General features: G+C 70.5%; 25 protein-coding genes. 11 read left to right on the top strand and 14 right to left on the bottom strand.

Annotated features, from left to right (window positions below; genetic code table 11):
* Nucleotides 1-270: 270 nt before the first annotated feature.
* From IG63_RS0111215 to IG63_RS0111235, 4 genes are all read right to left on the bottom strand, one after another.
* Nucleotides 271-831, bottom strand: a complete 561-nt coding sequence (locus IG63_RS0111215; protein ID WP_030484461.1) for a hypothetical protein — start codon at nucleotides 829-831, stop codon at nucleotides 271-273.
* Between the two features lie 113 nt (nucleotides 832-944).
* Nucleotides 945-2,636, bottom strand: coding sequence for a WXG100 family type VII secretion target (locus tag IG63_RS0111220; protein ID WP_157210131.1), 1,692 nt, complete (start codon nucleotides 2,634-2,636; stop codon nucleotides 945-947).
* A 7-nt stretch (nucleotides 2,637-2,643) separates the two neighbouring features.
* Nucleotides 2,644-2,940, bottom strand: coding sequence for a hypothetical protein (locus IG63_RS0111230; protein ID WP_157210132.1), 297 nt, complete (start codon nucleotides 2,938-2,940; stop codon nucleotides 2,644-2,646).
* 69 nt (nucleotides 2,941-3,009) lie between these two features.
* Complete coding sequence (locus IG63_RS0111235; RefSeq protein WP_030484463.1) at nucleotides 3,010-3,717, bottom strand: winged helix-turn-helix transcriptional regulator; 708 nt, start codon at nucleotides 3,715-3,717, stop codon at nucleotides 3,010-3,012.
* 106 nt (nucleotides 3,718-3,823) lie between these two features.
* On the opposite strand from IG63_RS0111235, the gene IG63_RS0111240 reads away from it, so the two are divergent.
* A complete protein-coding gene (locus IG63_RS0111240) occupies nucleotides 3,824-5,002 on the top strand; it encodes an acyl-CoA dehydrogenase family protein (RefSeq protein WP_030484464.1) in 1,179 nt (392 codons plus the stop codon).
* A gap of 16 nt (nucleotides 5,003-5,018) precedes the next feature.
* Here the strand turns inward: IG63_RS0111240 and IG63_RS0111245 are convergent, their stop codons facing one another.
* Together IG63_RS0111245 and IG63_RS21530 are read right to left on the bottom strand one after the other, a co-directional pair.
* Nucleotides 5,019-5,339 (bottom strand): SH3-like domain-containing protein, encoded by a 321-nt coding sequence (locus IG63_RS0111245; RefSeq protein ID WP_030484465.1) that lies wholly within the window; start codon nucleotides 5,337-5,339, stop codon nucleotides 5,019-5,021.
* On the bottom strand, nucleotides 5,332-6,393 hold the full coding sequence (locus IG63_RS21530) for a nitrile hydratase subunit alpha (RefSeq protein WP_157210133.1): 1,062 nt from the start codon (nucleotides 6,391-6,393) through the stop codon (nucleotides 5,332-5,334). The genes IG63_RS0111245 and IG63_RS21530 overlap by 8 nt, the downstream gene beginning before the upstream one ends.
* 146 nt (nucleotides 6,394-6,539) lie before the next feature.
* Between IG63_RS21530 and IG63_RS0111255 the strand changes: the two genes are divergently transcribed.
* Complete coding sequence (locus IG63_RS0111255; protein WP_157210134.1) at nucleotides 6,540-7,757, top strand: M24 family metallopeptidase; 1,218 nt, start codon at nucleotides 6,540-6,542, stop codon at nucleotides 7,755-7,757.
* Nucleotides 7,758-7,898: 141 nt separating this feature from the next.
* The gene (locus IG63_RS0111260; RefSeq protein ID WP_030484468.1) at nucleotides 7,899-8,363 is read left to right on the top strand and encodes an SRPBCC family protein; all 465 of its coding nucleotides are present in this window, start codon (nucleotides 7,899-7,901) and stop codon (nucleotides 8,361-8,363) included.
* Nucleotides 8,364-8,802: 439 nt separating this feature from the next.
* Here the strand turns inward: IG63_RS0111260 and IG63_RS0111265 are convergent, their stop codons facing one another.
* The 4 genes from IG63_RS0111265 to IG63_RS0111280 form a co-directional block, all read right to left on the bottom strand.
* The gene (locus IG63_RS0111265) at nucleotides 8,803-9,402 is read right to left on the bottom strand and encodes a UbiX family flavin prenyltransferase (RefSeq protein ID WP_030484469.1); all 600 of its coding nucleotides are present in this window, start codon (nucleotides 9,400-9,402) and stop codon (nucleotides 8,803-8,805) included.
* Entirely contained in the window at nucleotides 9,389-10,339 is a 951-nt protein-coding gene (locus IG63_RS0111270; protein WP_030484470.1) for a LysR family transcriptional regulator, read from the bottom strand. Before IG63_RS0111270 ends, IG63_RS0111265 begins: the two co-directional genes overlap by 14 nt.
* A gap of 13 nt (nucleotides 10,340-10,352) precedes the next feature.
* On the bottom strand, nucleotides 10,353-11,759 hold the full coding sequence (locus IG63_RS0111275) for a UbiD family decarboxylase (protein ID WP_030484471.1): 1,407 nt from the start codon (nucleotides 11,757-11,759) through the stop codon (nucleotides 10,353-10,355).
* A 119-nt stretch (nucleotides 11,760-11,878) separates the two neighbouring features.
* Nucleotides 11,879-13,279: a sodium:solute symporter family protein gene (locus tag IG63_RS0111280; protein WP_211249300.1), complete on the bottom strand. Its 1,401-nt coding sequence runs from the start codon at nucleotides 13,277-13,279 to the stop codon at nucleotides 11,879-11,881.
* 358 nt (nucleotides 13,280-13,637) lie between these two features.
* Here IG63_RS0111280 and IG63_RS0111285 point away from each other — a divergent pair, with 358 nt between their 5' ends.
* Both IG63_RS0111285 and IG63_RS0111290 read left to right on the top strand, forming a co-directional pair.
* A complete protein-coding gene (locus tag IG63_RS0111285; RefSeq protein ID WP_030484473.1) occupies nucleotides 13,638-14,042 on the top strand; it encodes a VOC family protein in 405 nt (134 codons plus the stop codon).
* Nucleotides 14,039-14,320: a winged helix-turn-helix transcriptional regulator gene (locus IG63_RS0111290; RefSeq protein ID WP_030484474.1), complete on the top strand. Its 282-nt coding sequence runs from the start codon at nucleotides 14,039-14,041 to the stop codon at nucleotides 14,318-14,320. The genes IG63_RS0111285 and IG63_RS0111290 overlap by 4 nt, the downstream gene beginning before the upstream one ends.
* A gap of 105 nt (nucleotides 14,321-14,425) precedes the next feature.
* Here the strand turns inward: IG63_RS0111290 and IG63_RS0111295 are convergent, their stop codons facing one another.
* Nucleotides 14,426-15,565 (bottom strand): LLM class flavin-dependent oxidoreductase, encoded by a 1,140-nt coding sequence (locus tag IG63_RS0111295; protein WP_245604407.1) that lies wholly within the window; start codon nucleotides 15,563-15,565, stop codon nucleotides 14,426-14,428.
* 91 nt (nucleotides 15,566-15,656) lie between these two features.
* On the opposite strand from IG63_RS0111295, the gene IG63_RS22165 reads away from it, so the two are divergent.
* On the top strand, nucleotides 15,657-17,459 hold the full coding sequence (locus IG63_RS22165) for an ATP-dependent nuclease (RefSeq protein WP_169741788.1): 1,803 nt from the start codon (nucleotides 15,657-15,659) through the stop codon (nucleotides 17,457-17,459).
* A 181-nt stretch (nucleotides 17,460-17,640) separates the two neighbouring features.
* Complete coding sequence (locus IG63_RS0111310; protein WP_030484477.1) at nucleotides 17,641-18,957, top strand: HNH endonuclease signature motif containing protein; 1,317 nt, start codon at nucleotides 17,641-17,643, stop codon at nucleotides 18,955-18,957.
* 242 nt (nucleotides 18,958-19,199) lie between these two features.
* Here IG63_RS0111310 and IG63_RS0111315 read toward each other — a convergent pair whose 3' ends face one another.
* On the bottom strand, nucleotides 19,200-20,024 hold the full coding sequence (locus tag IG63_RS0111315) for an alpha/beta fold hydrolase (RefSeq protein WP_245604408.1): 825 nt from the start codon (nucleotides 20,022-20,024) through the stop codon (nucleotides 19,200-19,202).
* 132 nt (nucleotides 20,025-20,156) lie between these two features.
* Here IG63_RS0111315 and IG63_RS0111320 point away from each other — a divergent pair, with 132 nt between their 5' ends.
* Nucleotides 20,157-20,438 (top strand): HesB/IscA family protein, encoded by a 282-nt coding sequence (locus IG63_RS0111320; protein ID WP_030484479.1) that lies wholly within the window; start codon nucleotides 20,157-20,159, stop codon nucleotides 20,436-20,438.
* Nucleotides 20,439-20,598: 160 nt separating this feature from the next.
* On the opposite strand, the gene IG63_RS0111325 is transcribed toward IG63_RS0111320, so the two are convergent.
* Nucleotides 20,599-21,687, bottom strand: coding sequence for a zinc-binding dehydrogenase (locus tag IG63_RS0111325; protein ID WP_051706618.1), 1,089 nt, complete (start codon nucleotides 21,685-21,687; stop codon nucleotides 20,599-20,601).
* Nucleotides 21,688-21,801: 114 nt separating this feature from the next.
* Between IG63_RS0111325 and IG63_RS0111330 the strand changes: the two genes are divergently transcribed.
* Together IG63_RS0111330 and IG63_RS0111335 are read left to right on the top strand one after the other, a co-directional pair.
* Entirely contained in the window at nucleotides 21,802-22,152 is a 351-nt protein-coding gene (locus IG63_RS0111330) for a VOC family protein (protein WP_030484481.1), read from the top strand.
* Nucleotides 22,153-22,177: 25 nt separating this feature from the next.
* A complete protein-coding gene (locus tag IG63_RS0111335; RefSeq protein WP_030484482.1) occupies nucleotides 22,178-22,378 on the top strand; it encodes a helix-hairpin-helix domain-containing protein in 201 nt (66 codons plus the stop codon).
* A 10-nt stretch (nucleotides 22,379-22,388) separates the two neighbouring features.
* On the opposite strand, the gene IG63_RS0111340 is transcribed toward IG63_RS0111335, so the two are convergent.
* The gene (locus tag IG63_RS0111340; RefSeq protein ID WP_030484483.1) at nucleotides 22,389-22,958 is read right to left on the bottom strand and encodes a TetR/AcrR family transcriptional regulator; all 570 of its coding nucleotides are present in this window, start codon (nucleotides 22,956-22,958) and stop codon (nucleotides 22,389-22,391) included.
* A 37-nt stretch (nucleotides 22,959-22,995) separates the two neighbouring features.
* Between IG63_RS0111340 and IG63_RS0111345 the strand changes: the two genes are divergently transcribed.
* Nucleotides 22,996-23,736, top strand: a complete 741-nt coding sequence (locus IG63_RS0111345) for an enoyl-CoA hydratase/isomerase family protein (protein ID WP_030484484.1) — start codon at nucleotides 22,996-22,998, stop codon at nucleotides 23,734-23,736.
* The last annotated feature ends 1 nt before the right edge of the window (nucleotide 23,737 follow it).

The following is a 23,737-nucleotide window of genomic DNA, read 5'->3' on the forward strand; positions in this document are numbered from 1 at the left end:
TCTCCCGGGCAACGTCCTGCAAGCCGCTCGCTACTTCGACCACTACACCCCTCATCGCTCTGGTACATCGCCGACCACGAACTCAGGCGTCTGATCACGTGAGGCGCGAGCCAGCCCACGGGTGACGCACGCACACATACTGCGATCGGCGCTCTACTCGACCTGCGTCATTGCGCCGCTAGTGACGCACCTTCCGACACCGGTTCGTGGCTTCGGCGCGCCCCTCAGCGTCGGGTCTGCCGCACCTTCGCCCTGCGGTCGAGCCCGTGCTCAGCTCCGCGGCGGCGTCTCCCCCGTACGCCGGATCAGGTCCAGCGCGTCGGGCTCGTAGTAGCGAGGGTCGAGCAGCACCGTCCACTGGTGGGTCTGGCCCTCGCCCTGCTCGCCGCGGATCGTCACCTGCGTGACGAAGCCGCTGGGCGAGACTCCGAGGGGCAGGCTGACGTCCTGCTCGCCGCCGCGGGCGAGCGTCTCGCGCCAGTTGTCGATGGCCTCGGGCCGCAGCCCCCAGGTGTCGACGGCGGCCTCGAGCGCCTCGAAGGCCTCGGCCTCGGTGTCGTAGGACTCGAACCAGGTCACGGAGTCCGCGGTGTCGCTGCTGCTGGTGAAGGTCGCCGAGAAGGTCGAGGTCGTGACGGTCTCCTCGCCGTCCGGCCCCTGCAGCGTCAGCTCCACCGCGGGGCCGCCCGGGCGTCCCACGATCGGGCCGAGGCGGTCCGGGGGCAGACCGACCTCGTCGCGCGTGAGCTCGAGGTCGCGCAGGTCGAGCCGGGCCTCGCCGGACTCAAGGATCCGGTCGATGCCGTCACGGTCCAGTCGGGTCTCGCTCACGGTGGGGTCGCCTCCTGGGTCGGGTTCGGGGCTCTCGTCGCTCGTGCACCCCGCGGTCGTCAGCACGAGGGATGCCGCTGCGGCCACGGCCGCGGCGCGCCACGTCGTACACCTCATCGGCGGTACTGCCAGTCGGTCGCGAGGTCGTGCAGGATCTCCGGCGTCCGCTCCAGCAGCCGGTAGTCGCCGACGCGGTCGTCGAAGTCGCTGCCGACGAGCTCGCGCAGCCGCTCGGGGTCGTTGGCCAGGAGGTCCTGGTACGCCGGCAGCGTGTCCTCGGTGATGAGGTCCCAGCGGTCGTTGCGGTCGGCGATGTTGCCGTCGGGCAGCGGGGTGACGACGTCGCCGAGGTCGGCCTGCGGCAGTGGGATCGGGCCGACGTTGCCGGGCGTCTCGAGGTCGATCACCGCGGGGAAGACGTCGGCGTACCCCTGGGCGCCGGGGATCGACGGCGCCCCCACGAGCGTGGTCATCCAGGTCATCGCCTCACCCGTGCCCGGGCGGTCGCGCATCGCGTCGTAGTCGTCGGCGATGATGTCGAACTGCTCGCGGTAGAGCAGCGCCTCGTTGCCGGCCTGCACGCGGTCGGCGTCGCCGCTGGCGATGTCGTGCCACGCGTCGCCGGTGCGGCTGTCCATCAGGCCGGCGGCCTCCATCCGGTCGGTCTCCCCCGTGCCACCGAGCAGGTACGCCTCGTGCATCGAGGCCTGATCGAAGAAGATCTCCTGCTGCATCGAGAGCAGCGTCTCCTCGTAGTAGGCGATCTCGGAGTCGGGCAGGTCACGCAGCGCCTCGAGCATCTCGCGGGCGTCGTCGTCCCACGACCCGGGGGCGTTCGGGATCGAGGGCAGCGCGCTGTCGACGCCCTGGGCGAGGTCGCGAAACATGTCGAGGTCGTAGAAGCCCGCCGCGAAGCTCGGCCCGATGAGGTTGGCCATGCCCGCCCACTGCAGCTCGGGGTGGTCGAGGAAGAGCCGGCCGTAGGAGTCGTAGACCGAGGTGATGGTCTCGCTGTTGGCCGAGGCGCCCGCCGAGGGGTCCCAGTCGTCGCGGTCGATGCCGGCGGACTCGAGCGCCTCGTCCTGCCAGTACTGCTCCAGGAAGTCCCGGTACGCCGGGTCGCTCGCCGCCAGCTGCCCGCGGTCGACCGCGCCGTCGAGCAGGTCCTTGGCCGCGTCGGGGTGGTCCTCCATCCAGCGCAGGAAGTCGGGCGACGACAGCAGCTGCTCGACCTGCTCGGCGTCCATCCCCTGCGTGGTCGAGGGCGGCGAGTACTCCAGCCCGGCGTCGACGTCGGCGGAGGTCGCCCGGAGCTCGTCGAGGGCGCTGTCGATCTCGTGGGCGACCTGCGCGTCCTCGGTCGAGAGCGTGCTCAGCGCCGCGCTGATCGCCTCGACGTGCCCGTCGAGCTCCGCCTGGCGGGCGTCGGCCTCGTCCTCGGGCACGGTGCGGCCGTCGGTGACCATCCAGTCGTCGCTCACGCGGAAGCCGTCGCCGACGGCGGCGTCGACCTTCGCGAGCAGCGTGTCGCGGGCCGACTGCAGCCGCGGCACGCCGTCGTGCAGGGCCTGCTCCACGTCCTCCAGGCAGCCTCGCAGCCGCCGGCCGAACTGGACCTCCACCCGCACCCGGCTCTCGGCCGCGCGGGCGGCCGCGCCCTCCCACTCCGCGACGAGCTCGTCGAGGCTGCGCTCGGTGGCGCGCAGCTCGTCGGCGAGCCGCTCCGTACGGCGTGCGACCGCCTCGGCCGCGGCCGTGAGCACAGCCGGGCGCCAGCGGCGTACCGACGACAGCGTGTGGCTCACGGTCGCGTCACCGGCTCATCGCGTCGAAGCCCGCGACGATCTCGGCCTCCGTCGCCTCGTAGTCGTCCTGGGTGCCGTCGGCGACGTCGGCCATCGCCCGCAGCCTGCCCGCCAGCACCTCCATCGCCGCGTCGACGTCGGCTCCGACGGTCTCCACGGCCTCGGCGGTGCGCGTCGACGGCAGGTCGCCCGTCACGCCCGACCCCACCGACGTGGCGTCGATGCGCGACAGCGCGTCGGCCGCATCACGGCACTCCCCTGCGAACGCCCGCAGCCGTCCCGGCGGCACCTGCATCCCCGACATGCACCGAGGGTCTCAGATGGATCTCCGCGCGGCGGCCGAACGCGCCAGCGGCCAGGGTGTGCGACCCCCTCACCGGTGTGCTGGCGAGGAGAGCGCGCGATCCGCACGCTCCCGGGTGACCTCTGCCCACGGACTCCACAGGAACCACGTGGGCAGGGCAGCGGCCAGGCGGGGCGGCCCGGCGACGCCGATCCGTCCGGCGTCGACGGCCTCGGACCAGCGCTGGTAGCCCTGGAAGACCTCGGCGAAGGCCGCGGTGGTGGCGGCGGCGACGTCGGTCTCGAAGCCGGGGTGCTGCAGGCACACCGATGCCTGGCCGCGGTCGAGGACCAGCCAGATCGTCTGCGGGTCCGGCGCTGTGTGCCGGAACTCGATCACCGTGCGGTGCGGAGGGAAGCGGGCCGGGTCGATCCTGCGGTGCATCCACCACATCAGCGTGGTCGGCAGCACGTCGTGCGGACGGAAGTCCTCGAAGAGCCACTCCACCGCCCAGCGCCCGAGACTGTCGATGACACGCTCCAGGTCCCGCCCAGCCGGGGTCAGGTGGTACTCGCTCCCCCGGCCGGTTGGCGCCAGCCACGTCTCGACGACCCCTGTCTTCTCGAGGTGTCGCAGCCGCTGCACGAGCAGCGACCTCGAGATGCCGGGCAGGCCCCTCGCGATGTCGTTGAAGCGGGTGTTGCCCAGCACGAGCTCTCGGATGATGAGCGGGGTCCACCGGTCGGCGATGACCTCGCTGGCCATCGCCACGGGGCAGTAGCTGCCGTAGTCGGCCATGCCCCATGGTCGCAGGATCGGCGGGTGGCTGGAAGTCCAGGATCAGGACCACCGGGGTCACGATCGTGCACTGGATGGGGTCTGCGCACCGGCTGATGCTCGATCCATGACCACGACAGCCCAGCCCCGCACCGCCACCACACCCAGCGACCACGACACGGCCACAGGCTCGCTCGTCGAGCGCGCCAGGACCATCGGGCCACGGCTCGCCGAGCACGCCACCCGCCATGACGTCGACGGCACCTTCGTCACCGAGGCCTACGAGGCACTCCGTGACGCGGGCCTCCTGAAGGCCGCCGTCCCCCTCGAGCTCGGCGGGGAGGGTGCCACGATCCGGGAGCTGGCGGCCCTGCAGCGCGAGCTCGCCCACCACTGCGGCGCGACCGCGCTCGCCAGCTCGATGCACCAGCACGTCGTCGCCTTCACGGCGTGGCGCTACCGGCGTGGGCTGCCCGGCGCCGAGGCCACCCTCCGCAAGGTCGCCGACGACGGGCTGCTGCTCGTGTCGACGGGCGGGGGCGACTTCACCCATCCCCGCGGGGAGGCGGTCCCGGTCGAGGGCGGATACCGCGTCTCGGGTCGCAAGCGCTTCGCGAGCCAGTCCCGGCACGGATCGGTGATGTCGACGATGTTCGTCCTCGACGACGCCGAGCAAGGCCGTCGCGTGCTCAACGTGGCGGTCCCCCTCGCGGCAGCGGGCGTGACGGTCATCGACACCTGGGACACCCTCGGCATGCGAGGGACGGCGAGCCACGACATCCTCCTCGAGGACGTCTTCGTCCCGGAGGACAAGGTGCTCGCCAACCGGCCGTACGGCGTCATCGACCCACCGCTGCAGGTCATCGCGAGCGTCGCCTTCCCGATCATCGCCGGCGTCTACCTCGGGGTCGCCGAGGCGGCGTACGCCGAGGCGCTGGGCTCTGCCGCGGCGCGACCCGAGGACCCCTCGGTGCAGCGCACGGTCGGGCTCATGCGGCACAAACTGCAGGTGGCCGAGTCGGCGCTCGACGGCGCGCTGCACGTCATCGGCGACGACCCGACGCCGTCGCACGACCGCTTCCTCGCGGCGATGACCGCCAAGGCCGAGATCGCCCACGCGGGCATCGAGGTCGTCGACCTGGCCATGGACGTCTCCGGCGGGCCTGCCTTCTTCACGGGGTCGGTCATCGAGCGCGCCTACCGCGACGTCCGTGCCGCGAAGTTCCACCCGCTCACGCCCGAGGCCACGCTCCTCGAGTCGGGTCGGCAGGCACTCGGAGTACCCGGCCTGCTCGCCCAGGCGTGATGTCGAGCCAGGTTGCTCAACTTGGCGATGGGGTGCGGCCTTCTCGATCACCGGGTGCAGCGGGCTCGACCTTCCGCAGCCACTCCTCGTGGATGTCGGCCAGCACCTCGTCACGTCGAGCGGGGTCGTCCGGGACGGCGAAGAGGACGGAGTACAGCGGTGGGTAGGGGTGCTGGTGGTCCAAGGGGTTGACGACGACCCCGTGGTAGGCGACGACCGTCCCGGTCCGGCCCTCCAGGTAGCGCGGGGTGCGGGGGTTGCCGTCCTGCACCCCGCTGAGCACCTGCACGTGGTCACCCAGCTGGAAGCGAGGCTCCTCGGCCGCCGCCTCAGCCACGGGCGTCTCCGGGCTGGTCCTCGGGCGACGGCACGAGGGCCGCGCCGACCAGACTCTCTGCCGTGACCAGCGCGGCGAGCGCGTCCTCGTCGAGCCCCTCCGTGCCAGGCGGCCGCTGAGGCAGCACCATCCACCGGACGTCGGAGGTCGAGTCGTGGACGCGTACGCGGACGTCGTCCGGGATCGCGAGCGCGAACATGTCCCGGATGGTCTCTCGCGGACTCCGGACGATGCGCTCCTTGTACTCGTCGGTGCGGTACCACCACGGGGGGTTGCCGAGGAGGTCGTGCGGATAGCAGGAGCACAGCGTGCAGACGACGGTGTTGTGCTGCTCGTCGGTGTTCTCCGCCACCCCGAGCCGCCCCAGCTTGCCCGGAGGGATGTCCAGCTCGGGGACCGCGGCGCGACCGGTCTCGAGGAGCCGTTGCTTGAAGTCCGGGTCCAGCCAGGCCCGCGCGACGATCCTGGCGCCGTTGTGGTGGTTGATGGTCGTCAGCTGCCGGCGCCGCTCCTCGAGCTGTCCGCTCGTGATCCGGCCCCGGGCCAGCATCGCGTGGGTGAAGGCTCGGAGCAGGCGGTGGGAGTCGGCGAGCTCGGCGTCCAGACGCTCGAGCCTCTCCTCGAGGGTGCCCGCACCCAGCCCGCGCGTGGCGATCCGGAAGAACTCGTCGTAGTCGCCACGCTCCTTGCGGGTCTCGTCGATCGCGACCGGCGCCGCGCCGCTGTGCGGGACCGAGACCGTGGCGATCCCCCGGACCAGCTCGTCGAGCTGGTCCTCGACGTGACGGATGGGTCCGTCGGCGTCCTTCCAGACCCGGTCCCTCCACGCGGGTGCGTCAGCGGGGCTGTCGGCACGCAGCAGGTCGGCGAAGGTGATGATGCCGCGCCGCAGGAAGTGCAGGACACGCGACTCCAGGCGCTTGCGGCGGAAGTACTCGAAGTCGGTCTCCACCGCGGTGACGTGACCCTCGGGGTCGTGGATTTGGGTGTGTGCGCTGCCGCCCGCGAGCCCGTCGTGGGAAGGGGTGGAAGCGCTGGCGCCGTGCTCGGTCAAGGTCCATACCTCCGTGAAAGCCGGTGAGATCGTCGCAGCATACAATCGATTGCAGGACCCCGTCGGCGCTGCTAGCGTGCGCCTTCCGTCACCTGGCGCTGGGCCATGGATAGGCGCTGCAGACGTCCGGTATCGAGGAGGAACGCGTGAGCCTTCAGCTGGATCGAGGGGGTCCCCCACCGTCGAGCACCGTCGAGACGCTCCTCGCGGGCGACTGGCCCCGGTTCTCCGGCGCCGAGCGGGCCAGGCGACGCGAAGCGATGCTGGACGCCGCTGCGGAGCAGGGCAGCGACCTGGTCATCGCGTACGGCGCAGACCGCGCGGGAAGCGCGGTGGAGTGGCTCTGCGGCTGGCCGGTCACCCGCGAGGCGGTGCTCGTCATCGACGGCCGCTCGGGCGAGGACCTGCTGCTCGTGCAGTTCCACAACCACGTGACGCAGGCGGGTGAGCTTGCCGAGGGCTGCGAGGTCCGGTGGGCCGGGCCGTCGACCAACGACACGGTCGTCGACGTGCTGACCGGGCGCGACGGGAGCCGACGGCGGGTCGGGGTCGTCGGGCCCGTCCCCGTCGGGCTCCACCAGCGGCTCGTCGCGACGGCGGACGAGGTCGTCCCCCTGGGTGCGGCGTACACGACGCTTCGTCTCGTGAAGTCTGCCGAGGAGCTCGACCGTCTCGCGGTCGGTGCCTTCCTCTCCGACCGAGGGGTGCTGGGCCTTCGCGACGGGCTGAGGGCCGGCCTGGTCGACCACGAGCTCTCCAACCTCGTCGAGCGCGCGTACGTCCCGCTCGGCGGGACCACCCACATCCACTACTTCGCGATCACGCCGATGGCGAGTCCTCGGCGTGCGGCGCCGGCGCAGCACACCACGAACCGACGGGTGCAGGACGGGGACGTCGTGGTGACCGAGATCAGCGCCGCCTTCCAGGGCTACTCGGGCCAGGTGCTGCGCACCATGACCACCGCGGATGAGCTGTCTCCCCTGTACCAAGACCTGCACGCCGTCGCGGACGCGGCCTTCGCCGCCGTCTGCGACGTGCTCCGACCCGGCGCCACCGCCGCCGACATGGTGGAGGCCGCCGGACTCATCGAGGATGCCGGCTACACCATCGTGGACGACCTCGTGCACGGCTTCGGCGGCGGATACCTCCCACCCGTCGTCGGCTCGCGCAGCCGACCGGCCGGCCCCCTGCCCGACCTGGTCCTGGAGGAGGGCATGACCCTCGTGGTCCAGCCGAACGTCACGACACGCGACCACACCGCCGGGGTCCAGACCGGTGAGCTGATGGTCGTCACCGAGTCCGGCGCGAAGTCGCTGCACGGCGTCGACCGTGAGCCCTGGCTCGGGGTCGGCGCCAAGGCGTAGTACGTCGCGGGCACCCGTGCTCCCCCGCCGCCGCCGACATCGCGCCGGCCTCGGGCACGGCCTGTCCGAGGCCGGTCGGCGCTCACTGCGCAAGACGTGTGCGAAGGTCCGCGAGTAGGCGGGAGCAGGATGGGGTGGAGCATGACCAGGACGGTGCGGAACCACGTCACTATTCCTGCTGATGCGGCCGCGGTCTGGGGTCGCGTCGTTGATCCCGAAGGCATCAACGACGAGATGCGGCCGTGGATGACGATGAGCATGCCGATCGAAGCATCCGGGCTGACCCTCGAGAGTGTTCCGCTGGGACGTCCAGTCGGTCGCGCGTGGCTGCGTCTGTTCGGCCTGATCCCGTTCGACTTCGACCACGTGACCATCGTCGAGCTCGAGCCGGGCCGCCGCTTCCTCGAGCGGTCCACGATGTTGAGCATGCGGCTGTGGGAGCACGAGCGGACGTTGACGCCTGTCGCAGGAGGTACACAGGTGAGCGACCGCGTCACGTTCCGGCCTCGCCTACCGGTCCCGGGTCTCGCCGCGGTCCTGGCGAGCGTGGTCGATGCCTTCTTCAAGCACCGGCACCGACGGCTCAAGAAGTACTTCACTGAGTGAGGCTCGCTTGAGCCGGCGCCGCCGGCAGCGCGCGGCAGATGCTCACGTCCAGGCCATGGTCAGGAAGCGAGCCTCGCGTCTGATGACGGCGAGCATCGTCGGGAGCAGATGACAGAGTTCGCCCCGATCCCGTCCGAGTCGACCAGCCCGCCGACGTCCTCGTCGCGCTCATCCGCGGATCCGGCTGCTCGAGCTGCGGCGTCAGGCGGCGGAAAAGACGCACCCATCCCACGAAATAGGGGTCGCACCGTTCCCCTGGCTCGCGGCAGACATCCGGACGTTCGACTCGGCGTCCCGCGCGGGCGTGGCGACCAGATGACCCCCTACACCTCGGTGTGGAGGTGGAGCGCGTGACCTGGCGACCCGGGAAGACCGGGACAAGCGCAGCCGACCCGTCCCGCACCTGACGGGCGGCGCCGGTGCCATCGGCCCGACGGTGTCACGACTTCGCGACGCTCGGCGTCAGTCCGCCCCACCGCTCGACGAGTCCAGACTCGATGTCGAACAGGTCGAGCACGCGACCAACCGTGTGGTCGACCATCTGCTCCAGACTGTCCGGATGCGTGTAGAACGCCGGCACGGGTGGGGCGATGATCGCGCCCAGCTCCGTCAGCTCCGACATGGCGCGGAGGTGGTTGCGGTGCAGCGGCGTCTCCCGCACCATCAGAACGAGCCTGCGACGTTCCTTGAGGACGACGTCGGCGGCACGGGACAGGAGGCTCCCGGTCACGCCGGCGGCGATCTCCGACATGGTCTTGACCGAGCACGGCGCCACCACCATCCCCATGGTCCGGAAGGATCCGCTGGCGATGGTCGCCCCGATGTCCTGGGGACGGTGCACGACGTCGGCAAGCGCCTCGACGTCGGAGGGGGCGAGCTCGGTCTCCTGCGTGATGGTCATCCGCCCCGCGCGCGAGATCACCAGGTGTGTCTCGACAGGAGTTGGTCGCAGGATCTCCAGCATCCGGATGCCGTAGGCGGCACCTGATGCTCCCGAGATCCCGATGACGAGGCGGGGGGTCAGGTCAGGAAGCGTCATGGGTTGTCTCCAGACTGTCGGGGAGGGTGGCTAGCGTCGTCGACGTCCGCTGCTGGGCGGCCAGGTTGTCGGTCAGGAGCGTGAGGAACACCTCTTCGGCGGCGGGGCGCGTCCGACTCGGATCGGTGAGGTACAGCATGCGTCGCCGGATGCCGGGCGCGGCGAGCGGGAAGGCCCGGAGCCGGCCCTCGAGCAGCCCCGGACTGATGACGCTGGCCGGCAGGATCGTGAACCACCTTCCTCGGCTCACGACCTCCTCGATCACCGTGGCGTCGTCGATCTCCATGTGCGGGTGGAGGTCGATGGAGTGTGCCTGCAAGACGACCTCGATCGCGCGACGCAGGCCGTGGCGGCGGGAGGGGAGGACAAGGTCGAGCTCGGCGAGCCGGTACAGCGGCACCGGTCGCTGAACGGGGACATCACATGTGGCGCCGGCCACGAGCAGCAGCTCCTCGTCGAAGATCTCGTGGGCGCTGAACTCCTCCTGGCCGAACGTCTGGTTGATGACGGCACCGTCCAGCTCACCGAGGCGGAGCTTGTTGACCAGCTCGGGACTGAAGCCGGTGGTGACGTAGAGCGTCACGTCGGGCCACCGGTCAGCGAACTGGGCGACGGTTTCCCCGAGCGCGTTGTTCGTGGCCGACGCGACCAGCCCCACCCGCAGCGAACCTGACACCCCCGGATGGTTGGTGAGGGCGGTCCTCGCCTCGACCACCTGCTCCAGGATCGGTTGGAACAGCTCGTACGCGCGTTGACCTGCGGCCGTCGGGCGCATGCCCCTCGGTGTGCGCTCGAAGAGGGTCTGGCCGAGCTCGCTCTCCAGCTTGGCGATCTGCATCGAGAGCGCCGGCTGGACGATGTTGAGCGCCTTGGCGGCGCGGGTCATGCTGCCTTCACGACACAACTGCGCGAAGTAGGTGAGTTGACGCAGCTCCATGGTTCCTCCGGCCTCAGCCACGCTCGTAGGCCCGAGCGTGCCAGTCTGCCGCGGCGGGTGCCACCGAGGACATGTTGACCGCCTCCTGGCCGGGGACGCGGATGCGGGTGAATCGCATCCCGCGCTGATCCACCGGGACTGTGGCGTCCAGCACCATCTTCGCGCCGAACCCGTCGGCCGTGGACGGGTCGAGCTTGGAGCCCTGGGTGCCCGGCACGACCAGGAGGTCGCGGTCGGCCTGGAAGCGGGTGGCCACCGCCCACTCGACCTCGGTGGGGTTGTGCACGTCGACATCGGTGTCGACCACGGTGACGTGCTTGATGTCGTAGTGAGTGCCGAGCGCCGCGAGTCCGACGTTCTTCGCCTCGCCTGCCTGAGGGTCGGCGACCTGGACGTAGAGGTGGTAGCGGCGCGTTCCTCCCTGCGAGAGGTGCAGGTCTCGCACGCACGGGAAGCTCAGGCGTAGGTGGGAGAGGAAGGACGCCTCGCGAGGGATGCCGCCCAGCAGGAGATGCTCGCGGCCACCTCCCACGATCGTGTGGTACAGCGGGTCCTCGCGGTGCGTGATGGCGTCGAGCTGGATGACGTGACGCTGAGCGCGCTCCCCGTAGTACTGGGGGAACTCTCCGAAAGGTCCCTCTTCTTCGCGGACGTCTGCGAGGAGCCGTCCCTCGAGCACGATCTCGGCATCCGCCGGGACCGTCACCTGGTTGGTCACGCAGCGGACCACCGGCAAGGGGCTGCCGCGCAGCGCCCCGCTGATCTCCAGCTCGTCGTGGTCGACCGGGACGATGGCTTGTGAGGCCATGAGGGTGAGCGGGTCGACCCCGATCACGATCGCGACCTCGAGATCCTCCCCGGCGGACTCCTGCTCCCGGAAGAACTCCATCGTGTGCCGCGGCAGGAGGAGGGCGCCGAGTCGATCGGGGCCGCTCACCTGGAGTCGGTGGATCGAGACGTTCTGCACCCCGGTGCGCGGCCGTCGGGTGATGAGGAGACCGGCGGTGATGTAGGCCCCGGAGTCGTGCTCGTTGTGGGTCGGGATGGGCAAGGCCTTCTCGAGGTCCACGTCGCGGTGAACAACCTCGTGGCAGGGTGCCGAGTCGACGAGCTCGCACGGGACGGGTTCGCGGCACGCGCGCTCGAAGGCCGTGATCAGCTCGGACTCCTCGACCCCGGCCGCTTCTGCCATCCAACGGCGCCGCGAGAGGAGGCCCGATATCACCGGTACGTCGTGCCCGCCCGGCCGGGCGAACAGCGTGGCCTGGGTGCCGTCGAGCCGGTTGGCCACGGCAGCGAGGCCGAAGCGCAGGTCGACGCCGGGCGTCGCCGCCGCAAGGCGTCCGGTCCCCGCCAGATGGTCCAGCCAGCCACGCAGACTGGCGCCCATCGGCGCTTCCCGGGTCGTGTGGTCGCTCATGAAGCCTCCAAGGATGGAACGGCGGACGTGTCGTCAGTGCTGGTTCGGGGAGCGCTTGGCTGGCGGCCGGAGGTCCGGCCAGGCAGGCGCTCCGACCCGGGCCCAGGCCGGGCGCTAGGTCACGTCGTGCGCGACGCCGCCACCTCGGGCTCGGCAGGATGACCGAACACGTCGGCCGCCTTGTCTGCCGGATTCCGGGAGACAAGGTGCGCGAGCGTCATCACGAGGATCGGAGTGAGGATCGCGATGTAGGAGTTGTCCATGAAGGGATCGCCGGCCAGGAACCAGCCGATCGTCATGGGCACCGTGATCAGGATGGACACGAAGGCGCCGGTCCGGGAGCCGAAGGAGGGCTTGAAGAACATCAGGACCACCAGGACGGCGAGAGACGCACGCAGGGCCTTGGCGAGGAACGTCACGGACAGCACGTCACTCGCAAAGAGGGCAAGCGCGATGGGTGCGACTCCCGCCACCATGGTCGCGGTCCGCAGGAAGACCACGTTCCTGCGGTCGTCGCCACCCTGGTTGAAGTAGGGCTGGTAGAAGTCGCGCAGCATCAGGGTCGCGGAGCCCAGGATCAGTGCCGCGATGCTTCCCAAGATCGCTCCGACAAGGCCGCACATCACCAGGCCGGTGGCGAACGGGTTCATGTCGACGGCGAGCACCGGAAGCGCGTCGATGGACTCGATGTCGGGATAGAGGATGGAGCTGGCCATGCCGACGATCGCCGCGAGGATGCCGAAGGGGATCAGCATGGCGGCGGCCCAGATGCCCGCGACCTGCGCCTTCGCGGGGTCGGGCACCGTCACGACCGCCTGGATGACGTACTGGGTGGCGAAGATGGCGCCCACCCCGGCGATCAGCCACGCGAAGACCTGGCCCCACCCCACACCCGAGACGGAGAAGGCGTCGGCCGGCAGTGCTGCCTGCATCCCGGAGAAACCCCCGGAGCGATGGACTCCCACGTAGGCCAGCAGGCCGACGGTCCCGATCTTCATGATGGCGTGAAGCACGTTGCTGTACACGACTGAGCGCATCCCGCCGATCATCACGTAGAGGGTGCCGAGGACGCCGACCACCACCGTGGCCAGGCCACGGTCGATGTCGAGCAGCTCGTGCAAGACCGCTCCGCCGGCGGCGTAGATCGCGACCGCCACGATGAGGAGGGCCGAGATCATGATGAGCGAAACCGCGATGCGGGTCCGGTCGCCGTAGCAGGCGGCCAACGCCTCCGAGATCGTGTTCTTCCCGAGCTGGCGAAACTTCTTGGCGAGCAGCAGGCTGAAGAGGAGGAAGCCCAGGGCCAGGGCGATCACGTTCCACGCCGCCGAGATCCCGAACTCGTAGGCGGACTGCGCGGTGCCGATGGTGGCCGAGGTCCCGATGAACTCCGACATCAGCAGGAACCCGATCATGGCGGCCGGGAATGCCTTGCCGCCGCCGGTGAACCCGGCGGAGGAGCTTGAAGAGCGACGCGCGTAGTACGAGATGCCCGCGATGATCAGCATGTAGATGGCCACGATCGTCAGGATCACTGCTGTGGATTCCATGTCCGTCCGTCTCCGAAAGTAGGTGAGAGGTCACGCGACGGTGATCGCGGTCACAGCACCATATGAATCGGACCATGGGGCGTCCAATATCCATCTACGATCGCGCCCATCAGCATCCCTGATCCGGGCTGCCAGGTGTCGTCTCGCGCTGCTCGACGGGCGCCGCCTAGGGGATCCGGCAGTGGGTGGAAGGGCGCCCCACGCGAAGACAGCAACGGAACGGCACTGCGCTTCGCGGCTCGACGGCAACCTGGTGCTCCCAGCAGGGTGGCGCAGCAGCGCAGCGGTCGACCTTGAATGGTCACTTGCATTTGCAAGCGTGAGACCCATGAGCCTCTTCATCCCCTGCCCCGTGGACAGCGTCGAACGCGCGACCGCCTTCTACTCCGCCCTCGGACGGACCCTGAACACCGAGATGTCCGACCACAACGTGTCGTGTTTCGCGATCGCGCCCGAGCATTACGTCATGCTCGGTAGCCGCGAGATGTACGCGAGCGTCGGCGGCGTCGAAGAACTGATCGGTGGACCAGCTACTCCGTCGAAGGTCACGGTCTCCTTCGACCTCGACAGCCGCGAGGCCATGGACGCGATCGTCGAGCGCGCCAGCGCTGCCGGCGGACGGATCGGAGACACGGACGACTACTCCTTCATGTACCAGCGGCAGTTCGACGACCCCGACGGCTACCACTACTCACCGTTCTGGATGAAGCCAGACGCCCAGACGACCGCGTGAGCGACCTGGCCGCTGCTCTCGACGTCGTCGGAGCACGGTGGGCCCTGCTCATCGTCGAGCGGATGCTCGAAGGACCGCAGCGGTCCTGCGACCTGCAGCGCGATCTCGGAGTGCCGACGAACATGCTCGCGACCCGCCTCCGCGAGCTCGAGGCTGCCGGAGTCCTGACACGCCTGCCGCTGCGGCACAACACGCGTGCCTACGCGCTGACCGATCGCGGCCTTGCTTTGCGCGACGCCATCGCCGCACTCGGACGCTGGGGCGATGAGGAGTCCTGACGCTGGCGCGGTAGTGCGCCTTCCTCACCCTCCGCGATCGAGCACTGACTCCGCCACCAGGACGGGTCGGCACGGTGACGTCCCGACCGGCCCTCCGGCATGCCGTCAGCGCCAGCCCAGCTCCGGCGCGACGTACCTGAGGACGCTGTCCAGCAGGTGCGCGTTGTAGTCGACGCCGAGCTGGTTCGGAATCGTCAGCAGCAGGGTGTCCGCGGCAGCGATCGCCTCGTCCTCGGCAAGGTCCTTGACGAGCTGGTCCGGCTCCCCGGCGTACGTCTTGCCGAAGCGGGCCGTGCCGCCGTCGATGATCCCGACCTGGTCCTCGCTCCGCGACTCCGCGCCGAAGTACGCGCGGTCGGTGGCGTTGACGATCGGGAAGATGCTGCGGCTGACCGACACCCGCGGCTCGCGCTCGTGCCCGGCGTCCCTCCAAGCGTCCTGGAACATGTGGATCTGCTCGGCCTGGAGCTGGTGGAACGACACCCCGGTGTCCTCGGTGAGCAGGGTCGAGCTCATCAGGTTCATCCCCTGCTCCGCCGTCCAGACGGCGGTCTGGCGAGTGCCCGCGCCCCACCAGATCCGCTCACGCAGGCCTGGCGACTGCGGCTCGATGCCCAGCAGTCCAGGCGGGTTCGGGAACATCGGTCGAGGGTTCGGCTCGGCGAACCGCCGCCCGTCGATGACATCGAGGAAGACTCGGGTGTGCTCGCGCGCCATGCTGGCGTGGTCGTTGCCCTCGCCCGGGTCGTAGCCGAAGTACTTGTAGCCCTCGACGACCTGCTCCGGTGACCCCCGGCTGATGCCGAGCTGCAACCTGCCGCCGGCGATCAAGTCCGCCGCGCCAGCGTCCTCGGCCATGTAGAGCGGGTTCTCGTAGCGCATGTCGATCACGCCGGTGCCGAGCTCGATACGACTCGTCCTCGCGCCCGCCGCCGCAAGCAGCGGGAACGGCGAGGCGAGCTGCCGGGCGAAGTGGTGCACGCGGAAGTAGGCCCCGTCCGCGCCGACCTCCTCCGCCGCGACCGCCAGGTCGATGGACTGCAGCAGCACGTCGGAGGCCGTCCGCGCCTGCGACTGAGGCGACGGGTTCCAGTGACCGAAGGACAAGAAGCCGATCTTCTTCATGTGACAACAACCGGCATCGGCGACGCCTTCTTCCCGGGGACGAACACGAGGTCGTCCAAGCGATGCGACTAGAGGCGCTAGCCGACTCGCGGCGGTTAGACGCGCACCGTAGGCGGCCATCTGGAGCCGCTGAACGTGACCCGAGGACCCGTTCACATGACAGCATCCCCACATGACGGGGACCCGGCGCTCTTCGCCTACTACCGCCCACGTGGAGCGCGTCGAGATCGAGAACCTCCGCGGCTTCAAGCGGGTTGCGATCGACATGACGCACAGGTCAAGGTTTCTAGTCGGCCCGAACAATGCGGGCAAGACGTCGCTGCTAAGGATCCTCGACTGGTCGCTCAACCGCGCAGACGCCGCGCTGCTGACGGGAGCTCGCGGACTCTCGGACCAGGAGGCGCGCCTCCTGTTGCCTGCCGCGGACGCTGCTGGCCGGGCTCGGCGGATATCCATACGTATTCGCGTGAGCGATCTGAGAGTGGCTCGGGGATTCCGCGCGAAAGAGGGTGTCGCCCAACTACGCCTAAAGGTCAGCAGCCGCAGCGTTAGCGCCCACCTGGGACCTCCCCGTCGAGGCGAACCCTCTGCCTCAGATCCCAAGGCTATCGAACTCCTTGAACTCCTTCGTCAGAGCGAACAATGGCTTTACGTCCCGAACGTCCGTGACACTAATGCAGGAGCTTTCCGCGACCAACTCCGATCTGTCGTTCTGGAGCGACTGAAGTCTTCAATGTTGCCCGCTGCTCAGGGGCGTCCCGCGGAGCGCGTGCGACACGTACGAAATGCCCTCGATTCATTGCGCGAGCGTGCTGAGGAAGAACTGGTTGAGGTGATCGAAGAGTTCAGCCAGGAGTCGCGACATCTGTTCAATCGTGCCGAGCTCAGACTCGCGTTCGAGCACGATGACGCTCTCGGTTGGCTCGCCGATGCAGTTGCCTTGAGACTCACAACCGGAGCTCACGACTCGCGAATGGTTCCAGTGGAGGAGGTCGGCTCGGGGCTTCAATCACTCTTGGTGATTGGCCTGCTGAAGGGTGTAGCGCAGGGGCAGCGGCGGGTACGGCTATTGCTTGAGGAACCGGAGACCTTTCTCCACCCTTCGGCGCAAAGGGAACTGGCACGCAGTCTCTTGGACAACGATGACCTGTGGTTCATCGCATCCACTCACAGCGCGGCCATGATTGATGAAGCGACAGTCTCGGACGTGATCATCGTCCGCGACCACCGACTCTTCGCGGCGCCAGCCGCGACGGGTGTCGATGACCGACAGTCCGCATACATGAGTGGGCGCGGCGCCGAGGCACTCTTCGCTCGCAGTGTGCTTCTGGTAGAGGGCGCCGGCGATGTGGCCGCGTTCGAAGAGATCCGCAGAAGACTGGCTAGGCATCCGGCACTGCGCCCAGCATGCAGTCAGATGACCGTCATTGCGGTTGGCGGCAAGACGGCCTTTACGCCATGGATCAGGCTTCTGCGAGGCTTCTCCGACCAGGAGCGACGGCAAGCCATCCGCTGGCTTGTGTGCGCAGACGGCGATGCCGCGACCCAGGTGATCAAGTGCCTCAACCAAGCTGGTCTAGAGGTGCCCGAAGCCGTGAGAAGCACTCGGGCGAACGTAGATGCGTCCTACGCTGCACGGGATCAGTTGGTTCACCCATCGGCCGTCCGCGAATTTAACGGCGCGGCAGTGGACGCCGGCGTGGGTGTGCACCTGCTTCCATTCGACCTTGAGTTTGCGCTGATGAACGGCATGTCCACGACCCGAGCCGCCGAGGTTGGCGCGGCAATTGGGGTCGATGCCCAGAATGGCGAAGAGCTGGCACACAAGTTGGGGTCAAAGTGCCGGCCAGCAGCCGCCAAGGGAGCCAGCAAGGCAGACGTAACGAGGCGCGAGGTGGCGCGCGTGTGCAACTGGACGCACCTTGACCATGAGATGCAGTGGGCTATCGGTCGGTGGCTGCAGCCAGTTCTGAGTAGCCAAGAACACCTCTCGTTGGCCTCGGAGGCGCTCTGACGCTGGGACTGTGGCGTTTGCGCCGAATCGCCACGCCATTTCGGGCGCTGCGCCGCTGCGGGCGGCCGTTGATCGACAGTCGCAACTGCCCAGAAGATCGTTCTGAATTCATTGTCCGCATCGTGGATGAAACCGCAGCTCAGAGGGCTGGACTGTCGTACCTCACGGCTTGAATGGAGCCATGACAGAGCAGGTCGGCGGGGGTGGCGAGGTGGTGGCGGAGCGCCACCCGGTGGCCGACTTCACCGACCGTCTGCTCGCCCGGCTCGAGGGGCTGCGGGAGTCGCCGGTGCCGGTGTGGTCGATGGGCGCGGAGGACAAGCGGCACACCCTGATGGCGCTCGCGACCGCGCAGGCCGAGCTCGAGGCGCTGCGCCTGGAGGTGCTGCTTGCCGCCGACCGCGACGAGGCCGCGATCGATGCCGGCGACCGCAGCGCGGCCGACTGGGCCGCGCGGGTCACTCGGCAGACCAGGGCCTCGGCGCGAGCCGATCTCACGCTGGCCGAGGACCTCGAGGACCGCTACCCCGTCGTCGGGGCCGGCGTCCGGGCCGGGGCGGTGCGCGTCGACCAGGCCCGCGCGATCGTGCGTGGTCTCAGGCTGCTGCCCACCTCGGGCAAGTTCGCCGTCGATGCCGACCAACGTCGCCAGGCCGAGGAGCATCTGGTCGACCTCGCCGACGCCCACGACGCCAAGGCCCTCGAGCAGCTGGCCCGGAGCATCTACTCCGTCATCTGCCCCGAGCACGCTGACGACTACGAGGGCCGCCTGCTCGAGGCCGAGGAGGCTCGCGCAGCGCGCAAGGTCACCTTGGAGATGCACGAGGACCACCAGGGCGTCGTCCACGGCCGCTTCCGCCTTCCCAAGCTGCACGGCCACATGCTCCGCAAGCAGCTCCAGGCGATCATGTCGCCCCTGCGTGCCGACGCCGCCGACACCTGCGCCGCGCCCGGCGAGCGGAGCGAGCGCGACACGCGGCCCGTCCCGGTACGTCGTGGCGAGGCGCTGTGCGAGCTGATCGAGCGCACCAGCGCCCGCGACCTGCCGCAGACCGGCGGGGGCGACGCCACCGTCATCGTCACCATGACCCTCGCCGACCTGCTCCACCGGCTCAACCGGGCCGGAGTCGCCACCCTCGACACCGGCGCCCGCATCTCCGCTGCCGAGGCGCGACGCCTGGCCTGCCACCACCGGGTGGTGCCGATGGTGCTGGGGGGCGACTCCGTCGTGCTCGACCAGGGTCGCTCCAAGCGCCTGCACACCAAGCAACAGCGGCTGGCGCTCTACGCCACGCAGACCCACTGCTCCGCCGAGCACTGCGACGTGCCCGCCTCGATGTGCCAGGCCCACCACGACGTGTCCTGGCAGCACGGCGGCCGGACCGACACGACCACCGGACGCCTGCTCTGCGGCCAGCACCACCGCCGGCTGCACGATCCCGGCATCGAGCACCGGATCTCTGCCGACGGCAAGGTCGAGCTCCACCGGCGCACCTAGGCCGACCCGGCGGGTCTCGAGACGGGCGCTGCGCGCCTTCCTCGACCACCCGGGGTCCGGTTGCGCGCCTCCCCCGACCACCCGGACCCGGGCTTCCCCTGACCACCCGGACCCCGGCTGCGCGCCTCCCCCGACCACCCGGATCCCTGTTGCCCGCGGTCCTTGGCCACCCGGCACCCAGCACCACGCGCTCGCCTCACCCGGCACGTCGCGTGCCATGCCCACGCGCCGGTGGCGTGGTGTTAGCGGACCTCGGTGAGCCACCGGTGCAGCGTGGTGGCGAGCTGCACGGGGGCGTCGAGGTGGATCAGGTGCCCGGCGTCGTCGACGATGGCCAGCTGGGCGCCGGGCACGACGTCAGCCAGTCGCTGGGCACGGTCGACGGGGATCCAGGTGTCCTCGCGTCCCCAGATGACCGCCACCGGGAGGTCCAGGTCGGCGTACCGGCGCTCCACCTCGTCGGTGAAGCGCTCGTCGGCGGCGGCGATCTGCCGGTAGAAGGCCGCCTGCCCCTCGGCGGAGAGCCACGGGGCGGTCAGCGCGTCGAGGTCGGTGCGGCCGAGGCCGCGGTGGCTGGCGCCGGCGATGTAGGCCTCCAGGGCGCCGCGGTGCACGTGAGGTGGCTGCGCCGCGAAGACGTGGGGCTGGTCGGCGACCAGGCGGAAGAAGTCGGAGCCCCACGGCCGCAGGGCCACCACGTCGACCAGGGCCAGGGACGCGTACGCCGCCCCGTGGAGCAGGTGAGCGCGTAGCGCCACGGCGCCCCCGATGTCGTGCGCGACCACGTGGGGCGACGTCAGCCCCCAGTGCTCCAGCAGGTCGCGGAGCAGCTCGCCCTGGGTGCCAAGGTCGACCTCGTGGCGCTCGTCCATCGACGACCGGCCGTAGCCGGGCATGTCCCACAGGTACACGGTGAACTCGGAGCTCAGCGCCTCGGCGTACGGCGCCCACAGGACCGAGGACCACGGCGTGCCGTGGCAGAAGACGACGGGTGGGCCGGAGCCGGCGCTCATCCACGCGACGCTGCGGCCGCGCCACCCGAAGGACTGGTCCAGCTCCGTCGCCACGGGCCCAATCTCGCACAGGCGACGGGACGCACCCGAGGAGTGCAGCGGGGCGCGCCGGCGGTGGCGGTCGCTTGTGTCCTGAGGACCCGCGAGCAAGGGTGGACGATCCTGCACACCATCGGAAGGGGAGCCATGCTCACGCTCACCGAGAACGCCAGTGCCATCGTCAAGGAGATCGCCTCGCAGACCGAGGGTGAGGACACCGGTCTCCGGATCGCGGTCGAGCCCGGCCCGGAGGCCGCCTTCGGCATCACCGTCACCGAGCAGCCCGAGCCCGGCGACCAGGTCGTCGAGCAGGGCGGCGCGACCGTCTACCTCGAGAGCAACGCCGCCGAGGTGCTCGACGACAAGGTGCTCGACGCAGGCGTCGACACCGCGGGCAACGTGGAGTTCGCGCTGGCCCAGCAGGCGTGACCTGACGCGGGCGCCGGCAGGACCATCCGCCGGCGCCCGCGGGAGGCGCGCACGTCGGCCGGGCTCGTCGCGACCCGTGCGCAGCCGACCGGCACCGGGTCTCGAGACAGGCGCTGCGCGTCTGCCTCGGCCACCCGGGACCCCGCGCAGGTCGGACGGGTCAGGGGACGACGACGAGCTTGCCGACGTGGGCCCGCTGGGCGAGCACGCGCTGCGCCTTGGCGACGTCAGCGAGGGCGTAGGTGGCGGCGACGACGGGTCGTACGGCGCCCTTGCGCGCGAGGTCGACGAGCAGGTCGAAGATGCGGGGCGAGTGCATGGTCGACCCCACCAACGAGACGTTGGCGAGGTAGAGACGGCGTACGTCGAGCCGGACCTCCCAGCCGTCCAGGGCGCCCGCCACGACCCACCGTCCCCCTGGTCGCAGCAGGTCGAGGCCCGCCTCGAGCGTGGGACCGGCGACCACGTCGACGACCACGTCGTAGCCGTCGGGGGCGGCGCGTGCGAGGTCCTCGACCACGCTCCCCCGGGTCCGGTCGACGACCACGTCGGCGCCGGCCGCGCGGACCGCATCGCTCTTGCTCCCCGAGCACACCGCCACGACCCTGGCGCCACGGGCGCTGGCCAGCTGCACGGCAGCCAGGCCCACCCCGCCGGAGGCGCCCGTGACGGCCACGGTGTCGCCGTCGGCAGCGCCACCCCGCTCGAGCATGCCCAGCGCGGTGCCGTAGGCGATGGGGAGCGACGCCAGCTGCTCGTCGCTCAGCGGTGAGTCGCCGACATCGTGCACCCGCGCGAGCGGCGCGACGACGTACTCGGCGAAGCCGCCGTCGCGCTCGCTGCCGAGCACGTCGGCCGGCCGTGCGTCCGGCGAGTCGTCGTCGTACAGCGCCGGGTCGACGAGGACGCGCGTCCCCAGCAGTCCCCGCCCGTCCGGGTCGCCCGCAGCGGCCACGCGGCCCACGACGTCGCCTCCCTGGATCCGGGGGAAGTCCAGCGGCCCGAGCCAGCCGGCCTTCGCGTCCGGCCCGGAGCCGGAGCCGTAGCTGCCCTCGCGGGTCCACAGGTCGGTGTTGTTGCAGCCCGCCGCCAGGACCCGCACCAGCACCTCGCCGGGCCCCGGCTGCGGCCGGGGGACACAGCGCACGTCGATGGCGTCGAGGCCACCGTGGTGGGTCGTCACGGCGGCCAGCATGGTGTCCGGCAGCGACGCGTCGTCCGCCTCGTGGGGATCGGGGCTCGAGGGCATGACCCAGGATGACAGCACCCGGACGCCGATGGATCGGGTCGGCCGGCCGGGTCTACCTCGATGACGGCTCCCACCCACGGGACCGCGACCGGCCCGCCACGACGAAGGAGACCCATGACCGTCACCACCGTCCTCGCCGCCATCCCCTCGAGCGACCTCGACGTCTCGCGTCCCTGGTGGAGCACCCTGCTCGGCCGGGAGCCCGACCTGGTGCCGATGCCCACCGATCTCGAGTGGCACGTGCCCGAGGGCGGAGGGCTCCAGCTGATCGAGGACGCCGAGCGCGCAGGCTCCGGGAGCGTCACCCTCGTGGTCGACGACGTCGGGGCGGAGGTCGATGCCGCCCGCGGGCGTGGGCTCGACGTCCCCCATGCGCAGACCGTGCCCTCCGGGCAGTTCCGCCTCTCCGTGCTCGCGGACCCCGACGGCAACCGCGTCGTGCTCGCCGAGTCGCTCGAGCGCTGACCCCCACGACCAGCAGGAGACGCCCGTGACCGACCACGCCGCCCCACCCCCCGACCGCGGACCGACCTTCGACGGCGTCCGGATCGGCCGCCCGGCGACCGGCGCGCTGATCGACGCGGGCTACGGCTCGCTCGCCGACCTCCCCGCAGACCTCGGCGAGCTGGCCGGGCTGCACGGCATCGGACCCAAGGCCCTCCACATGCTGCGTGAGGCCCGCGGTCGCTGAGGTACGCCGCTCAGGTCGGGGCGCCGAGCATCGCCAGCGCCAGCTCGACGTAGCGCTCGGTGAGCTCCTCGAGACCGACGCGGCCGTCGGCGGCGTACCACCGCGCGACGCCGGTGCACATCTCCAGCAGCGCGAGCCTGGCCAGAGCCGGGTCGGGCACGCGGAAGTCGCCCGCGGCCGCCCCCCGGTCGATGACCTCGGCCCACAGCGACTCGTACCGATCGCGCAGCGCGACCACCTCGGCGCGCTGCGGCTGCTCCAGCGCGCGGAGCTCGCCGTCGACCACGAGGGTCTGCAGCCGTCGCTCGGCGTGCTCGCGCACGTGCATCCGCACGAGTGCGCGCACCTGGTCGCCAGGGTCGCTGGCCGAGACGACCGCGGCCTCTCCCTCCACGAGCAGGTGCTCGAGGCTGGCGCGCATCACCGCGGCCAGGAGGTCCTGCTTGGTGCCCATGTAGTGGTAGAGCGACGCCGAGGAGAGCCCTGCCTCCTGGGCCAGGTCGCGGATGCCGACGCCGTGGTAGCCGCGCTCGGCGAAGAGGCGTACGGCGGCTTGCTGCACACGGTCGGCGGTGTCCACGGACGACAGCCTATCGATCGATCGATAGAGTGCCCGCATGGACGTCGAGTACTCCTGCCGCGACGGCATCGCCCACCTCGAGCTCAACCGGCCCGACCGCCTCAACGCCGTCTCCGCCGACCTCGTCGAGCAGCTGCTGGCCGGGCTCGACCGGGCCGCCGCCGAGGCCGCGGTGATCGTGCTCTCCGGCCGCGGTCGCGCCTTCTGCGCCGGCCACGACCTCAAGGAGCCACCGCCGGCCGAGACGCCGCTGCAGACCCGCACCCGGCTGCACCGGCTGCAGGAGGTCACCCGTCGCGTCCGCTCCTTCCCCGGCATCGTCGTGGCGGCCGTGCACGGCTACGCCCTGGGCGCCGGCTGCGAGTTCGCGCTCTGCTGCGACCTGGTGGTGGCCGACGAGACCGCACAGCTCGGCTTCCCCGAGGTCGGCGTCGGGCTCAGCGTGACCGGGGGCATCAGCAGCCTGCTCCCCCGCGTGGTGGGCCCGGCTCGGGCCAAGGAGCTGCTGGTCCTCGGCGAGCGCTTCGGCGCCGACCGAGCCGCCGGCCTCGGTCTGGTCAACCGCGTCGTCCCCGCCGGGGAGCACCTGGACGCCGCGATGCAGCTGGCCCGCCGCATCGCCGAGCGTCCCCCGCTCAGCACCAGCCTGGCCAAGCGCGTGGTCGACCGCTCGGTCGAGGCCGAGATCGAGTCGGCGATGGCCGCGGAGGTCGACCACGCCCTACTCACCAGCCTCTCCGGCGAGGGCGAGGCGCCACGCGAGGCCTTCACCCGATGAC

It is taken from the genome of Nocardioides aequoreus, assembly GCF_000720335.1.
Lineage (GTDB): Bacteria > Actinomycetota > Actinomycetes > Propionibacteriales > Nocardioidaceae > Marmoricola > Marmoricola aequoreus.

Coding starts and splice junctions, on each gene's coding strand:
- IG63_RS0111230 (WP_157210132.1), bottom strand. CDS start 2,940: ATGTCGGGGATGCAGGTGCCGCCGGGACGGCTGCGGGCGTTCGCAGGG.
- IG63_RS0111235 (WP_030484463.1), bottom strand. CDS start 3,717: ATGGCCGACTACGGCAGCTACTGCCCCGTGGCGATGGCCAGCGAGGTC.
- IG63_RS0111240 (WP_030484464.1), top strand. CDS start 3,824: ATGACCACGACAGCCCAGCCCCGCACCGCCACCACACCCAGCGACCAC.
- IG63_RS0111260 (WP_030484468.1), top strand. CDS start 7,899: ATGACCAGGACGGTGCGGAACCACGTCACTATTCCTGCTGATGCGGCC.
- IG63_RS0111265 (WP_030484469.1), bottom strand. CDS start 9,402: ATGACGCTTCCTGACCTGACCCCCCGCCTCGTCATCGGGATCTCGGGA.
- IG63_RS0111270 (WP_030484470.1), bottom strand. CDS start 10,339: ATGGAGCTGCGTCAACTCACCTACTTCGCGCAGTTGTGTCGTGAAGGC.
- IG63_RS0111275 (WP_030484471.1), bottom strand. CDS start 11,759: ATGAGCGACCACACGACCCGGGAAGCGCCGATGGGCGCCAGTCTGCGT.
- IG63_RS0111285 (WP_030484473.1), top strand. CDS start 13,638: ATGAGCCTCTTCATCCCCTGCCCCGTGGACAGCGTCGAACGCGCGACC.
- IG63_RS0111295 (WP_245604407.1), bottom strand. CDS start 15,565: ATGGCCGCCTACGGTGCGCGTCTAACCGCCGCGAGTCGGCTAGCGCCT.
- IG63_RS0111310 (WP_030484477.1), top strand. CDS start 17,641: ATGACAGAGCAGGTCGGCGGGGGTGGCGAGGTGGTGGCGGAGCGCCAC.
- IG63_RS0111320 (WP_030484479.1), top strand. CDS start 20,157: ATGCTCACGCTCACCGAGAACGCCAGTGCCATCGTCAAGGAGATCGCC.
- IG63_RS0111325 (WP_051706618.1), bottom strand. CDS start 21,687: ATGCCCTCGAGCCCCGATCCCCACGAGGCGGACGACGCGTCGCTGCCG.
- IG63_RS0111330 (WP_030484481.1), top strand. CDS start 21,802: ATGACCGTCACCACCGTCCTCGCCGCCATCCCCTCGAGCGACCTCGAC.
- IG63_RS0111345 (WP_030484484.1), top strand. CDS start 22,996: ATGGACGTCGAGTACTCCTGCCGCGACGGCATCGCCCACCTCGAGCTC.